A 15,287-nucleotide genomic window follows, 5' to 3' on the forward strand; every position below is an offset into this window, starting at 1 on the left:
ACTTAATCTGGCATAAAAAAACCGACAAATTGTCGGTTTTTTTTATAACTATTTACATTCGATAATTGAATAATAAATAAAGAATTATAGTTAACTTATAGCAAGTTATTGATAGCGAGTTCAGGACTAATATCTGCATCATAATCGACACCTGCAACATCAAATCCGAACAATTTCAAAAACTCTTGATGATAACCAACGTAATCGGTTAATTCATCAATTGTATCACTATCAACGGTATTCCAAATATCGGTTACACGTTGTTGTACGCTGTCTTCAAGCTCTTTATTGTTTTGACGTAAACGACCGGCTTCATCAATAGTTGGATTTTTACCGTATATATTTTCTCTAAATAAGGCCTGTATTTGCTCAATACAACCTTCATACGTGCCATCAGCTTTCATGACTTTAAACATCGCTGAAATGTACAACGGCATAATTGGAATCGCTGAACTCGCTTGAGTTACTACCGCATTAAGCGAAGTAACGTAAGCCTCACCTTTAATATTAGCAGTTGTTGTTTTGATTGCTGCTGATGCGCGATCTAAATCTTCCTTCGCACGGCCAATGGTGGCATGTCCGTATATCGGCCAAGTTAATTCTTTACCAATATAGGTGTAAGCAACTGTTTTAAAACCATTAGCTAAAACACCAGCTTCGCCAAGCGCTTTGATCCAAAGTTCCCAATCAGCGCCACCCATCACATCAATAGTACCCTGAATTTCTTCTTCTGACGCTGCATCAACTGACACTGAATCAATAATACGTTTAGAGGTATTTAAGTTCTTGGTCGTTACACTTTGCCCAATAGGTTTCAACGTTGATGAATAGACTTCACCGGTATCAGGATCGGTGCGGCGTGGTGACGCCAAGCTGTATACGATTAGATCAATTTCACCTAATTCAGCTTTTATCGTTTCAATAGCTTTGGCTTTAATTTCATGAGAGAAAGCATCGCCATTAATATTTTTTGACCAAATACCAGCGCTATCTGCGGCAGCTTGAAACGCCGCGGTATTATACCAACCAGCAGAAGCTGTTTTCTTTTCTGTTGGTGGTTTTTCGAAGAAAATACCTAATGTTTTAGCATTATTACCAAAAGCTGCAGTAATTCGAGAAGACAAGCCATAACCTGTTGAAGCACCAATAACTAATACGTTTTTAGGTTTCGCATCAGCTTGTGGCTGACTTTTAACATAAGCAATTTGCTCGTTTACATGTGCTGCACAACCGGCAGGATGAGCGTTAGTACAAATAAAACCACGAATTTTTGGCTTAATAACCATAACTATACCTTCTTAATATCACGTTAATAATCTAAGGTTGAAGCTAACACTTATTGCTCACATCTAAGATTATCGAGTGAAAAATTGATTTATAAAATGAAATTGCCGACTAGTTTACTCTGGCTTGCACCATGATGAGGTGCGACCAGTGGCAATATTCGATATTTTTTTAATATTTCATAAAATTAACGATTTTCGTAATATGCCTGTAATGTTAATTTGTTGTACTCTTTCATTGACGCTAAAAACTCACTATACGATAACCACACGCGAGCAAAGTCTTTATCGGCTTTTACCTGCTCTTTGATCAATTCATCTGTATGGTACTTAAGTGCTTGCATAACTTCAGCTGGAAATTTACGTAATTGCACATTGTGCTCTTCTATCAACGTTTTTAAAGCCGCATTATTTCGGGCATTATACTCTGCCAAAGTAGACTCGTTTGCCGCATTCGCAGCTATCTCAACTATGCTTTGTAAATCAGCAGGCAAGGCATCAAATGCTTCTTGGTTAACTAAAAACTCTAAACCAGTGCCGGGCTCATGCCAAACCGAGGCGTAATAATAATCCGCCGCCTGATAAAAACCAAAAGCTAAATCGTTATAAGGCCCAACCCATTCTGTTGCGTCAATAGCTCCACTTTGTAGCGCCGAAAAAATCTCTCCTCCCGTTAATGTAACTGGAATAGCGCCTGCATTTTTTAGCACTTCGCCAGCGAGTCCTGGAATTCGCATTTTTAAACCTTGTAGATCGGCCACCGAATTAATTTCTTTTTTAAACCAACCACCGAATTGTGCACCTGAGTTACCACCAGGCATTGGCTTAATACCAAAAGGTTTGTATAGCTCTTGCCAAAGTTCCATGCCACCACCGTAATGCAGCCAAGCATTAAACTCTGTTGCTGTCATACCAAACGGAATTGCACTAAAAATTGGTGAAGCAGGTATTTTACCTTTCCAGTAATACGAACCACTGTGGCCCATTTGCACTGTACCTTGCGATACTGCATCAAAAACTTCAAAACCCGGCACTAACTCACCAGCGCCGTAAACCTTTACCGTTAAACGGCCATTACTCATAGCATTAACGTAATTGGCAAATTTTTCTGGCGCCATACCTAAACCAGGAAAGTTCTTTGGCCAAGAGGTTACTAGCTTCCAAGCAAACTTTTCTTGTGGTTGAACACTTTGTTCAGGACTCGCTTTACTTTGCTTATCGCCACAAGAAGCTAATGTAAATAGCGCAATGCAGATTAAAATAGATGAACTAATTGTATTTTTTATCATAGTTTTATCCGTAAATTACGTTAGGTAGCCAAGTTACCAAACTCGGCCAGTAGGCTAATGCACACAGTAATATTAACTGTATAATAATAAAAGGAATAACGCCTTTATAAATTGCCGCGGTTGATACTGCCTGGTCTGCGACACCACGCAAATAAAAGAGTGCAAAACCAAAGGGTGGCGTTAAAAAGGACGTTTGTAGATTAACGGCTATCATAATTCCTAACCAAATAGGATCTAAGCCCATTGCCATTAGAACAGGGGCAACAATTGGCACCACAACAAACGTTATTTCTATAAAATCCAAAATAAAGCCGAGCAGAAAAATTATCAGCATCACAATCAAAGTTGCACCAACAATCCCACCGGGCATTTGTTGAAATAACCCATGGACTAACTCTTCACCACCAAAACCTCTAAATACCAGCGAGAATAAACTAGCCCCAATTAAAATTAAAAATACCATTGAAGTAATTTTAACAGTGGTTTGCATCACAGCATTTAGGTTAACTCGGGTTAATTGCTTTTTCCATAGTGCTAATAAAAATGAGCCCATTGCACCAACGCCGGCAGCTTCGGTTGGTGTTGCGTAACCAAAAAGTATCGAACCCAACACCGCAAACATCAACAATAAAGGGGGTAACAACGCTGAAATAAATAGCATTAAAGATAACGATTGTTGTTCTTCGCCATGCAATTTCGGTGCTTGTTTTGGGATCACGTCTGGTCTAAAAATAGCGACAGCAATACAGTATAAAATGTAAAGAATGACGAGTATAAAACCAGGGATAACCGCACCAGCAAATAAATCACCAACCGACACAGTTTTTGGGCTAAAAATCCCCATACTCAATTGAGCTTTTTGATAAGCACTTGAGAGAACATCACCCAGTAATACCAAGGCAATTGAAGGGGGTATTATTTGCCCTAGCGTCCCCGTTGCACAAATAATACCAGAGGAAAATGCAGGGCTGTAACCACGTTTTAGCATGGTAGGTAACGATAATAACCCCATGGTAACTACTGTTGCACCCACAATGCCGGTGCTTGCTGCTAATAGCATACCGACCAAGGTCACTGAAATAGCTAAGCCAACATTGAATCGACCAAACAGCATCGCCATCGCATTGAGCAAATTCTCAGCTATTTTTGAACGCTCAAGCATAGCCCCCATAAAAATAAAAAGTGGTACTGCCAATAAGGTTTGGTTATTAAGCACTCCGTAAAGTCGATTTGGTAATGCATATAAAAAAGAACTTTCGAATACATCAACACTTATACCAATACCGGCAAATAACAAAGCGGTTCCAGCAAGCGATAATGCTACTGGGTAGCCCAGTAATAGAACACCACAAACAACAACAAACATTAATAAGGCTATATATTCCATTATTTAGCCCCTGTACGATTTTCAGTATCGCGTAAGTTATCACTAAGCATTAATATATTACGCACTATTTCAGCTAAGCCTTGTAAAGATAAGGTTATGGCTAATAACAATATTAGAGATTTGTTAAGGTAAACGAGAGGCAAGCCACCGGCTTCTGGCGAACTTTCCATAATATTCCATGACGACAGTACGTAATCTAAACTGATGAAAAAAATAAAAATACAAACAGGTAATAACAAGATTACGCTACCAAACAAATTTAATAGCGCTTTTTGTTTAGGTGAATATTTTTGATAAAATATATCAACACGCACATGACCATCGTGTTTCAACGTGTAAGCAGCACCTAACATAAAAACAATGCCATGGAAGTAGAACACTGACTCTTGCATGCCAATCCACCCAAGATTAAAGCCATACCTTAATACCACAATACTAAAAGTTAGCAGTACCATTAGGAGGGTCAACCAAGCAACAGCTTTACCCAGTAGTTCGGTGATAGTATCAATCGTTTGCACAAATTTATTCGCGAGCGTTAACAACATAGCTTTCCATTTATTTTATTATTATTTGAAAATTAATTGCCAAAGTTTACCTAAAGTTACCTCTGTAAGTGCTGATGCACAATGTTCACCATAAGTGGTCATTGCATCTTGATGTCATTGCACGTTCACATTTATATAAACTCAACACGCTTATATAAATCTATTTTATTTTTGTCTGTAATATCAAAACTGAACGTACACCCATTGCATCACCAGTGCTAAACATCCATGTATTATTGATATTGTTTACATGGATGTAAGTGTCTAATTTTTATATTAAACATAAAAGCTGACTTTACATAGTTATGAGTAATTATATTAACTGCTTTTTTTACTTCCCCCTAAGCATTTTGGCGATAGAGGTGTATTTTCAGCGTAATAACTCTTCCACTCTTTTTCAGTATAAGTATGCAGGGCAAGAGCATGAATTTTATCTGCAAGCTCTTCAGCTAAAATTGAATTTATAGCACGATGGCGCTTAATTAAACGCTCCCCTTCAAACTCTTCTGAAACTATAATAACTTTAAAATGAGACTCGCTGCCCGGTGCAACATTATGTTGATGACTTTCATTTATAACGTCGAGGTGAAGAGGTGAGAAAGCAGAAAGTAGTTTTTCTTCGATAACGGCTTCGATTGTCATATTTTTTCCCTGAAGTTGATCGATTAATGGATCAATTTAATTTTAGTCGCTACTGGTAATTATGCCATCTATCTAATCGAGTAACATCGTAATTTGTTATTTAAATGTAAGACCCATATTTTTATGAAGAAATCACTTTATAAACAAATATGACGAAAGGTTAGGTTAACTCGGCTAGTAATTGATTTGGCTCTTTTAGGTAAACTGTGTTGCCAGTATTTTTGGGTGTTACCTCGCATAATTAACAAACTACCCGGTGCAAGACTAATACTCTTTTTTTCTTTAGTTATAATATGCTTTAGTTGAAACTCTCGTTCAGCACCAAAAGATAACGAAGCAATGGTTGGTAATGCACCCAGCTCAGGTTCATTATGCCAATCTACACTATCCTGTTGATCACGATATAAGTTTGCCAATACCGCGTTAAAGTCATGCTGGCAATAACGACTAACTTTTTCTTTAATGGCTAACAAACTGACCGACCAAGGCTCAGCAACTAAGGTGATATTGGAATAGCGGTAACTTAAATAATTGTCACCATACCAAGCCTGTAATCTGGGTATTTTCATTACTTTTCCAAACATTTTAATATCATCATGACGCCAAGCTAAGTTTTGCTTTAAGTCTTGAAAAATTATTTCTGCGTCATGCTTCGAATAAAAATTTTCAATGTACTCAATATCAGCATCTGGACAGTAAATTTTCAAATGAAATGCTTCCTAATTAATCTATGAGGTATATTTTGTAATATTTAACCTTATTATCTCGATAATTTTTGCAATTAACTAGCTCGCAGGGATAATTTTTGACACAATATCCTTTACGCCAACCAAGTATTTATCGCTATGATCAGCCCTTTTATTATCAACGACAAAAATCTTTTTCTCGATCGTTTTCCCACCGGACAGGTAAACCGAAGCTTGCAAGCATGGGATGCAGCAGATGAATATATTATTAGTTATTTAGAGCAACAATCTTTAAGTGACTCAAAACAAAAAATTCTAATTTTTAACGATAATTTTGGCGCTATAACCTGTAATTTAACAGAGCATCAACTGTTCTGTGTAAATGACTCTTTTTTAAGCCATCAAGGCATAGCACTTAATTTAGAGCAAAATGGTTTATCGAATCAGGATGTCACTTTGCTTACCAGCTTAGAGGAGCTGCCAAGTGATATAGACATCGTGCTTTATAAAATACCTAAAGGCAAAGGACTACTCTGCCAGCAACTTAGTCAGATAAAACAACACCTCAGTAAAGATGTTATTTTTATTGCCAGTGATCGTGCTAAAGAAATTCATAGTTCAACACTAAAATTGTTTGAACAGTATTTAGGGACAACAAAAACATCACTAGCGGTGAAAAAAGCCCGACTGGTTTTTTGTGAACTTAATAATGACAAACCAACAACGGCTAATTTCCCCACATCATGGCCATTAGAAAAAACCGACTTTACCTTACATAACCACGCTAATGTTTATGCAAGAGAAAAGCTCGATATTGGTGCCCGCTATTTTATGGAAAATTTACCTGTGATTGCCGCAGAAAAACAGGTTATTGATCTTGGTTGTGGTAACGGAGTCATTGGTTTGCATGTGTTGTCAAAACAACCAAAAGCGCAAGTGCACTTTATTGATGAATCATACATGGCTATTGCCTCAGCAAAACTAAATATCACTGAAAACTTACCCTCAGCTATTGAGCAGTGCCAATTTCAAGTAAATGACTGTTTAACGAGTGTTGAAGGCGGCAGTGTTGATTTAGTATTGTGTAATCCACCCTTTCATCAACAAACAGCTACCACAGATCACATCGCTTGGCAGATGTTTAAAGATAGTCATCGGGTATTGAAAAAAGGCGGTGAATTACGCATTATTGGTAATCGTCAGCTTGGTTATCATATTAAATTAAAACGTATTTTTGGTAATGAAACACTTATAGCTAGTAATGATAAGTTTGTTACTATTTCGGCAATTAAGCGCTAACTTGACACACTTAACCTTGAAGAAATCCATATGAAATCAACACTATTTAAGTTTATGCTTTTAGGTACAACAGCTTTATTAATCGCTTGCAGTACGCCAATCAAACAGGTAATTGTCAGCCCAGAACTTAATATTGGTAGTAGTAACGCCTACCAACAAAAACAAGCGCAATTAGGTTTGCGTGATTTACGCACCTCACCCCACATCGTACAAATTTTACGTACAGGTGAAGCTGCAATATTATATTCACCGCAACAGCCTATTATTGACACCGTAGAAAAATCACTTAGCTCAGCATTAAAAGCTAATGGCTTGCAAATTAAAGCGCCAGCTGCCAATCAAGTTGAAATCATTATCGATAATGCTTTGGTAAGTGTTCAACAATCAATGATGAAATATAGCGCAAGTAATCAAATGAATATTCGTGTGGTTATAAATAATAGTAAAGGTACGTTAACAAAAACATTTAAAATAACGGGCACGAGTAAAGGGCCTCTAAAGGCGGATTTAGCGGTACTAGAGCGTGATTTTAATCAACAACTCGCGAAGTTATTAACACAAATAGTACAAAATGAAGAATTACAGCAGTTTATGCAATAGCTTTCAATGTGTTAACTTTCCTGCTTTTGCTTAAATAGAGAATTTCATCATGAGAAGTTTTTCGGTTATATTTTTATTTTTATTTTCAGTTACCTGTAATGCCAAGAACTTAGCGATAGACCCTGACAATCTATTTCCACAGGTAAAACTTGAAACCTCAATGGGAGTAATTATTGTTGAACTTGATAGAATTCGTGCTCCGTTGACCGTAGATAATTTTTTAACTTATGTTGTTTCAGGCGAGTATGACAACACAATCTTTCATCGTGTGGTGTCTGAATTCATTGTTCAAGGTGGCGGTTATAACGAAAATTTTGAACTTAAAAAAGTAAATGAAAACATAGTAAATGAGTCTGGTAACGGCTTAAAAAATGAAATAGGCACAATCGCCATGGCGAAAGAGCGTCATCCTCATTCAGCCAACAGACAGTTCTTTTTTAATGTTAATGACAATACCAGTTTAGATCCTGGCAGAAAGTGGGGATACACTGTTTTTGGCGCTATAACTGAAGGCCAGGAGGTTGTAGATGCTATGGCACTAGTAACAACAGACTATAGTGATGTAATGGGCTGGGAGGATGTTCCTTTAGAACCAATAATGTTAATTAAAGCCAGTTTATTGCCAGCGTTATAAAATGCTTTATCATGGTAAATATAAATCATTTCAAATATAAAAAATAATAATAAAAACAACAATAATAATAAAATTAACAGCCAATAAAATCCCCTTAAATATCGAGTACTAAATACTCGTTGGGTTCAGTGAATCGCATATGAGTTACAATTTCACTACGTCTTAACTTTGACAATTTTAGTTTTCTCTACGATAACTAAACAATGACAAACAACAAGACACGGAAATTATTACTAACTTATTTCCTTCGCTAAATTATTTATTGGCTAAATATTACATAAGGAATGTCATGATAATTGAGCAGTTTATCAATGAAAAGATCACACAAATCAGGGCCTATATTACCGCGGTTATCAATCATTCTATCCATTATACTGAACTCGACCATTTCGTCGAAAACACGATGGCAGAATGGACCTTACTCAGTGTTAGTGACGAAACCCCCAGTAATGCGAGAGAACGTGTGTTTTGGCATATAATGCATGAACTATGCCTTCATAGTGCTAATGATCTTGAACGAGATTTATACTTCAAAAGTGAAATATCTACCTGCTTAGATTTTTTCTCAGGTACAGGCAGTTACCCTATTGACTGCATAGGTTGGCGACCGCTGCCATAACCTCTAGAAATAAGCCTACAAAAGCAGGTTATAGGAAACAACTAATTACCTGTTACCAAAGATTAAACTTCTGTTTACTAATACATTTTGATAGCCTATTAGCTTACCTTCTCGCATTCATTAGGCTTTGAGCAATGCAATCTCCAACCTTTAAGCAAGCAATATTTAATCGTCGCATGCTAATTTGTATATTCACTGGCTTTAGCTCTGGGCTACCTTTGTTTATTTTATACCAACTCGTGCCGGGTTGGTTACGCTCTGAAGGAGTCAGCCTGACTGAAATAGGCTTATTCTCATTAATTGGTATTCCGTACGTTTGGAAGTTTATTTGGTCACCTTTAATGGACAGGTACTCTTTACCTGTTCTTGGTCGACGCCGCAGTTGGATGTTACTTACCCAAGTACTTTTACTCTTCTCCATCGCAGGTTTTGGGTTTGTTGACCCTGTAATGAACATTTGGAGTGTTGCTTATTTAGCTGCCTCTGTTGCATTTTTTAGCGCTAGCCAAGATATAGTACTCGACGCTTACCGACGTGAACTTCTACCTGAGCATGAATTGGGTTTAGGTAATTCTATTCACGTACAAGCTTATCGACTTTCTGGCTTAGTACCCGGTTCATTAGCTTTTATTCTAGCTGATCACATCAGTTGGCAAGCCGTATTCCTTATTGTTGCGGCTTTTATGTTTATTGGTATTTTTCTTAGCCTGACAATAAAAGAGCTTAACAATAGCGCACAAGCGCCAAAAACTTTACAAGATGCGGTTGTCTTGCCCTTTAAAGACTTTATCAACAGAGAAGGCATAAAATCAGCCTTGCTAATACTCGCTTTTTTATTTTTATATAAGCTAGGCGATAGTATGGCGACCGCGTTACAAACACCTTTTTTCATTGATTTGGGCTTCACAAAAACTGAAATTGGTGTTGTTGCTAAAACCGCGTCATTAATTGCTATGACCATAGGTTTGGCGGTTGGTGGTATAGTAATGATTAAGCTGAGTATTAATCGAGCTCTTTGGTTATTTGGTTTTGTGCAAATAATCAGTATTTTAGGTTTTGCTGCCTTAGCAGAAATTGGCCACAACACTTACGCCTTAGCTTTTGCAATGGGTTTTGAATACTTGGGCGTAGGCCTGGGTACAGCGGCCTTTACAGCTTTTATTGCTAGAGCAACTAACCCTGCATTTGCTGCAACGCAATTTGCATTATTTACAGCATTAACGGCATTACCCAGAACATTTGCTAATGCCACCACAGGCATGATTGTCGAACAGATCGGTTGGACTAATTTTTACTTCATATGCACCGCGTTAGCGATACCGGGTATGCTAATGCTATTAAAAGTTGCGCCATGGCGTGAACCAACTAAACAAGCAACGCAGGAGATAGCGTAACTATGATCAAACTATTTTTTCTTGTACCTATATTAATGTGCGCTATTTGGTATTGGTATTTAAAAAGTAATAACTACACCCTAAAAGAAGGATTAAAAGGCTTCGGTTATATTTTTGCTTTTAACGGTACAATTATCGCATTTTTTGTATTAATGTTATTTATAACGAATTAGTTAAATAGAATATATTTAATGGCTAAAATAAATAACTCATCGTTTTTAAATAGTCTACACCTAATGTTTCGGGTTAGTTAGTTCACCAAATACCTGATTATTATCTCATGTTATAAATACAATTTTTATCTATAAGGAAAATTCATGAAAACTTTACCAAGCCTAATATTATTAACAGCGGCTATATCAACAGCAAGCTTTTTAACCTTAACCACTAGCGCACAAGCAACAGAAGTAAGACAAGCAAGTAATGAAAAACAAGCTGATACGGCAATTACCTACCGTAAGTCTGTTCTGCAGTTAATTCGCAGTAATATGGGCCCCTTAGGCGCTATGGCTAAAGGTAATATTCCTATGAATGCTGATGTGATTACAAAAAACGCTGAGCGTATAGCTTTTTTAGCACCAATGATGCATGACTACTTTTCGCTGGATACCAGTAAATTTAATATAAAAACTGATGCTAAAGACAGCATTTGGTCAAACCATAAAGATTTTAGCAATAAAATAGATGACTTAGTTACTGCGGCTAATGGCTTAAAAATGGTTGGAGAAAAGAATGAAAAAGATAGTTTTAAAAAAGCTATCGGTGCCGTTGGTGCAAGCTGTAAATCTTGTCATGATGATTTCAAAAAAGATTAAGCGTTCATAAAAAAAAGTGCTCTCAATGAGTAAAATCAATGAAAGCACTTTTCCCCTAAAAATTCAGTCTGCTAAAGCCAATTCCATAATACAATTATAGCTGTACTTCAAACTACTTGAACTAGTGCATTAGTAACCAAAATAGTCATCAACAGGTACTGGCGGCCAGATTTCAATAATGAAATATAAGGTTATCGCTGTCATAGCAATACAGACTATAAAGCCTAACCACGGAAACGATCCTTGAGAATGTACAGCTTCATTTACTGTTTTCTTACCGGTGATCATTGCACTTGTTAAATGCTTTTTGTGCTTAATTTTATAAAACAAAATTACGCCTATATGCAGAACAATAAAGCCGAGTAGCACATAAACTATATTGTGATGTATAAAATTAGCTATAGCTTGCCAAAAATTATTCAGCACACCGTAGTATGGAGCATCATTAAAAATGTCATCTGTGGTAAATAAGCCGCTAATCGCCTGAGCTAGTATTAGTGACAACAAGGCTACAACAGAATAAGCGCCTGCTGGATTATGTCCAATGTAATCTTGTAAGCCTTTACCGCGTAAGTAATGTAAGGTCTTTACAGGTGATATGACAAACTGACTAAACTTAGCGTAGTAAGTACCTAGTACTCCCCATAAAATTCTAAAAATGACGATAGCAAGGCAGGCGTAACCGCCATAAAAATGCCACTGCGTAGCATTGGCTAGCATTTCTTCATCTAATACTTTTACACTGATAAATTGAAAAGCAATAATGATGACCAACAACCAGTGACAGATCCGAATAGGCAGATCCCACACTTTTATTTTCATCTCACTTACCCTCTTTAACTCATTCATACCAAATAAAATAAACAATCGAACACATCTAAGTGACCGAAACTGTTAATCATTACATTTTTCAAAAAATGTACTATAGCAATGTTCAAAGTAGGTCAGCGATTTTATTTAATAAATTATTGAAGATTAATAGCAAGGAAGGTAATACGAAGCGTTGGAGTTGGAGTTGGAGTTGGCGTTGGCGTTGGCGTTGGTATAAATATTACACTACAAAATAAGGTTTCAGCAATTTGTTAACATAATTATATAGCTGCGATTCCAAGTTGAGCTATTAACTCAGTCTAAAACGCAGCTATAAATATTTTGTTAATATTATTTTGTTAATATTGTTGTGTTAATAATATTTTTGACCAGTACCGATATAGATACTGGCGTAAAAATATATTTACTCAGCTAATGGCCGCATATGTGGGAACAATATAACGTCTTTAATCGTAGGTGAATCTGTGAATAACATCACTAATCGATCAATACCAATGCCTTCGCCTGCAGTAGGTGGTAAACCGTATTCAAGCGCTTGAATATAATCTGCGTCATAATGCATTGCTTCATCATCACCCGCGTCTTTACCTTCTACTTGGTTTTGGAAACGTGCAGCTTGGTCTTCAGCATCGTTAAGCTCTGAGAAACCATTGGCTAATTCGCGTCCACCAACGAAGAATTCAAAACGATCCGTTATGAATGGATTTTCGTCATTTCTACGGGCAAGTGGAGAAACTTCCCACGGGTATTCTGTGATAAACGTAGGTTGATCAAGCATGTGCTCGGCAACTTCTTCAAATATTTCACAAATATATTTACCTGCTCCCCAAACTTTCGACGCGTCAGTTTCTTTCACGCCAACAGCTTTTGCCATTGCTTTAAGCGCGTCAAAGTTAGCTTCAGGGTTACGTAAAATATTTTCGTCTAAATCATTACCGTGCAATAAAATCGCATCAACCATTGATAAACGAGTAAACTTTTGGCCAAAGTCATAGAACTTCTCTTCTACTACTTCACCATCAGCGTTTTTAACCGTATTACGAATAACAGAAGTCCCCATTACGTCTTCAGCTAATGTGCGTAGCATGTCTTCAGTAAGGTTCATAAGATCATGGTAATCAGCATAAGCTTGGTAGAATTCAATCATAGTGAATTCTGGGTTATGACGTGTTGATAAACCTTCGTTACGGAAGTTACGGTTAATTTCGAATACTTTTTCAAAACCACCAACAACCAAACGCTTTAGGTAAAGCTCTGGTGCAATACGCATATACATTTTAATGTCTAAGGCATTATGGAAAGTTTCAAAAGGTTTTGCTGAAGCCCCACCAGGAATGGTTTGTAGCATAGGAGTTTCAACTTCCATAAAATCACGGTCAGTTAAAAACTTACGAATACCATCAACAATTTTTGAACGAATTTTAAAAGTATTGCGGGTATCTTCGTTGATGATCAAATCAACGTAACGTTGACGATACTTTGTTTCAACATCAGATAAACCGTGAAATTTTTCTGGTAATGGACGTAACGATTTAGTTAACAGCTCGTATTTATCCATATTAACGTATAAGTCGCCTTTACCCGACATATGCATAGTACCGGTAACCCCGATAATATCGCCAATATCTAAAGTGCCCCAGCGCTCTTTAATATCTTTTTGCACTGTTTTGTGTGCGTAAGCCTGAATGCGACCTGTCATATCTTGCAATACTAAGAATGGACCACGTTTAGCCATAACACGACCAGCAATACTGTAAAGACCAGTTTCAGCTTCAAGCGTTTCTTTATCTTTTTCACCGTGTTCAGCTTGTAAATCAGCAGCATAGTGTTTTCGGTCAAACTTATTAGGGTGGCCATTAGCCGGACAGTTTTCTCGAATTTTTACTAATTTGCCACGACGCTCGGCAATCAACTTGTTTTCGTCTTGGTTTGCTTGATCAGTCATTTTATTTCTCGTGTTTAACGTAATATTGCTATTTAAATTAATGAAATGGTTATTATAAGCCAGATTTTAAACTAGCTTCTAGAAATTTGTTTAAGTCACCATCCAATACGGCTTGCGTATTTCGATTTTCGACTCCGGTACGTAAATCTTTAATACGACTATCATCTAATACGTAAGAACGTATTTGGCTGCCCCATCCGATATCAGACTTTCCGTCTTCTAACTCTTGTTTACCTTCGTTCTGTTTTTGCATTTCCATTTCATACAACTTAGCTTTTAAAAGCTTCATCGCTGTTGCACGGTTTTTATGCTGAGAACGATCCGCCTGACAAGCCACTACTGCACCTGTTGGTTCATGGGTAATACGTATAGCAGAATCCGTTTTGTTAACATGTTGCCCACCGGCACCAGAGGCACGAAAGGTATCTATGCGCAAATCTGCTGGGTTAATATCAATTTCGATATTGTCATCAATCTCTGGGTAGATAAATGCAGAAGCAAACGAAGTATGTCGACGACCACTAGAGTCAAACGGTGATTTTCGTACTAAACGATGTACGCCGGTTTCTGTTCGCAGCCAACCAAAAGCATATTCACCGGTGTATTTAATGGTACAACCTTTAATGCCGGCAACATCTCCGCCGGTCACTTCAATTGCTTCGGTTTTATAGCCATTGGCTTCACCCCAACGTAAATACATACGCATGAGCATTTCAGCCCAATCTTGTGCTTCTGTACCGCCTGAGCCTGACTGAATATCTAAGTAGCAGTTATTCGCATCGTGCTCGCCAGAGAACATACGGCGAAACTCTAACTTTTCAAGGCTAGTTTCTAACGCTTTTGTTTCCGCTTCGGCATCGTTAAAAGTTTCTTCGTCTTCTGCTTCAACAGCAAGCTCAACTAAGCCTTCGATATCTTCACAACCTGAATCCATCTCGTCAATGGTTTCAACAACGGCTTCTAATGCCGCGCGCTCACGACCCAATGCTTGTGCACGCTCTGGATCATTCCATACATCTGCTGATTCTAACTCACGTGAAACTTCAACCAAACGTTCTGACTTTTGATCGTAGTCAAAGGTACCCCCGAAGCAAATTGGTGCGTTCGCGAATTTCTTTAATTTTATTGAGTACTGGGTTAACTTCTAACATACTTTTTACTGATACGCCGTCATGGATGAAAATAATTGGTGAATATAGTTGCTAAATATAACAAAAAAAACAGTCGCGCATTGTAGCTTAATTATACGACTAAATAAACGCTTCCTTATGCTTTGAAATGTCCTTTTTATTATATTATTGTGTCCAAATAATGTCAC

15 protein-coding genes are annotated in these 15,287 nt (G+C 37.4%); 6 read left to right on the top strand and 9 right to left on the bottom strand.

Going from position 1 to position 15,287, the window contains the following annotated elements:
* Positions 1 to 95: 95 nt before the first annotated feature.
* The 6 genes from fabV to H4J50_RS16100 all read right to left on the bottom strand — a co-directional run bounded on the left by fabV (position 96) and on the right by H4J50_RS16100 (position 5,853).
* The gene (gene fabV, locus H4J50_RS16075) at positions 96 to 1,286 is read right to left on the bottom strand and encodes an enoyl-ACP reductase FabV (protein WP_182257336.1); all 1,191 of its coding nucleotides are present in this window, start codon (positions 1,284 to 1,286) and stop codon (positions 96 to 98) included.
* 185 nt (positions 1,287 to 1,471) lie between these two features.
* Positions 1,472 to 2,572 (bottom strand): TRAP transporter substrate-binding protein, encoded by a 1,101-nt coding sequence (locus H4J50_RS16080; RefSeq protein WP_182257337.1) that lies wholly within the window; start codon positions 2,570 to 2,572, stop codon positions 1,472 to 1,474.
* Positions 2,573 to 2,576: 4 nt separating this feature from the next.
* Positions 2,577 to 3,959 carry a TRAP transporter large permease subunit gene (locus H4J50_RS16085; protein WP_182257338.1) on the bottom strand — a complete coding sequence of 461 codons (1,383 nt, stop codon included), beginning with the start codon at positions 3,957 to 3,959 and terminating at the stop codon, positions 2,577 to 2,579.
* Entirely contained in the window at positions 3,959 to 4,504 is a 546-nt protein-coding gene (locus H4J50_RS16090; RefSeq protein ID WP_182257339.1) for a TRAP transporter small permease subunit, read from the bottom strand. The genes H4J50_RS16085 and H4J50_RS16090 overlap by 1 nt, the downstream gene beginning before the upstream one ends.
* A gap of 318 nt (positions 4,505 to 4,822) precedes the next feature.
* Positions 4,823 to 5,146, bottom strand: a complete 324-nt coding sequence (gene bolA, locus H4J50_RS16095; protein WP_108456923.1) for a transcriptional regulator BolA — start codon at positions 5,144 to 5,146, stop codon at positions 4,823 to 4,825.
* A gap of 137 nt (positions 5,147 to 5,283) precedes the next feature.
* Positions 5,284 to 5,853 (bottom strand): alpha-ketoglutarate-dependent dioxygenase AlkB, encoded by a 570-nt coding sequence (locus tag H4J50_RS16100; RefSeq protein WP_182257340.1) that lies wholly within the window; start codon positions 5,851 to 5,853, stop codon positions 5,284 to 5,286.
* A gap of 138 nt (positions 5,854 to 5,991) precedes the next feature.
* Here H4J50_RS16100 and H4J50_RS16105 point away from each other — a divergent pair, with 138 nt between their 5' ends.
* From H4J50_RS16105 to H4J50_RS16130, 6 genes are all read left to right on the top strand, one after another.
* A complete protein-coding gene (locus tag H4J50_RS16105; protein WP_108456925.1) occupies positions 5,992 to 7,131 on the top strand; it encodes a methyltransferase in 1,140 nt (379 codons plus the stop codon).
* A 30-nt stretch (positions 7,132 to 7,161) separates the two neighbouring features.
* Positions 7,162 to 7,731 carry a YajG family lipoprotein gene (locus H4J50_RS16110; RefSeq protein ID WP_108456926.1) on the top strand — a complete coding sequence of 190 codons (570 nt, stop codon included), beginning with the start codon at positions 7,162 to 7,164 and terminating at the stop codon, positions 7,729 to 7,731.
* A 49-nt stretch (positions 7,732 to 7,780) separates the two neighbouring features.
* A complete protein-coding gene (locus tag H4J50_RS16115; protein WP_182257341.1) occupies positions 7,781 to 8,365 on the top strand; it encodes a peptidylprolyl isomerase in 585 nt (194 codons plus the stop codon).
* A gap of 289 nt (positions 8,366 to 8,654) precedes the next feature.
* Positions 8,655 to 8,984, top strand: a complete 330-nt coding sequence (locus H4J50_RS16120; protein WP_108456928.1) for a hypothetical protein — start codon at positions 8,655 to 8,657, stop codon at positions 8,982 to 8,984.
* Between the two features lie 134 nt (positions 8,985 to 9,118).
* Positions 9,119 to 10,378 (top strand): AmpG family muropeptide MFS transporter, encoded by a 1,260-nt coding sequence (locus tag H4J50_RS16125; protein WP_108456929.1) that lies wholly within the window; start codon positions 9,119 to 9,121, stop codon positions 10,376 to 10,378.
* A 317-nt stretch (positions 10,379 to 10,695) separates the two neighbouring features.
* Complete coding sequence (locus H4J50_RS16130; protein ID WP_108456930.1) at positions 10,696 to 11,193, top strand: cytochrome c; 498 nt, start codon at positions 10,696 to 10,698, stop codon at positions 11,191 to 11,193.
* A 129-nt stretch (positions 11,194 to 11,322) separates the two neighbouring features.
* Here the strand turns inward: H4J50_RS16130 and H4J50_RS16135 are convergent, their stop codons facing one another.
* The 3 genes from H4J50_RS16135 to prfB all read right to left on the bottom strand — a co-directional run bounded on the left by H4J50_RS16135 (position 11,323) and on the right by prfB (position 15,120).
* Entirely contained in the window at positions 11,323 to 12,015 is a 693-nt protein-coding gene (locus H4J50_RS16135; RefSeq protein WP_182257342.1) for a cytochrome b/b6 domain-containing protein, read from the bottom strand.
* Positions 12,016 to 12,427: 412 nt separating this feature from the next.
* Positions 12,428 to 13,969, bottom strand: coding sequence for a lysine--tRNA ligase (gene lysS, locus H4J50_RS16140; protein WP_182257343.1), 1,542 nt, complete (start codon positions 13,967 to 13,969; stop codon positions 12,428 to 12,430).
* A 52-nt stretch (positions 13,970 to 14,021) separates the two neighbouring features.
* Positions 14,022 to 15,120 (bottom strand): peptide chain release factor 2 gene (gene prfB / locus H4J50_RS16145; protein ID WP_182257344.1). Its coding sequence is split into 2 segments (ribosomal slippage): positions 14,022 to 15,044 and positions 15,046 to 15,120, totalling 1,098 coding nucleotides; the frame shifts between segments, so codons are not numbered across the junction.
* Between the last annotated feature and the right edge of the window lie 167 nt (positions 15,121 to 15,287).

The organism is Colwellia sp. 6M3, from assembly GCF_014077595.1.
Taxonomy (GTDB): Bacteria; Pseudomonadota; Gammaproteobacteria; order Enterobacterales; family Alteromonadaceae; genus Cognaticolwellia.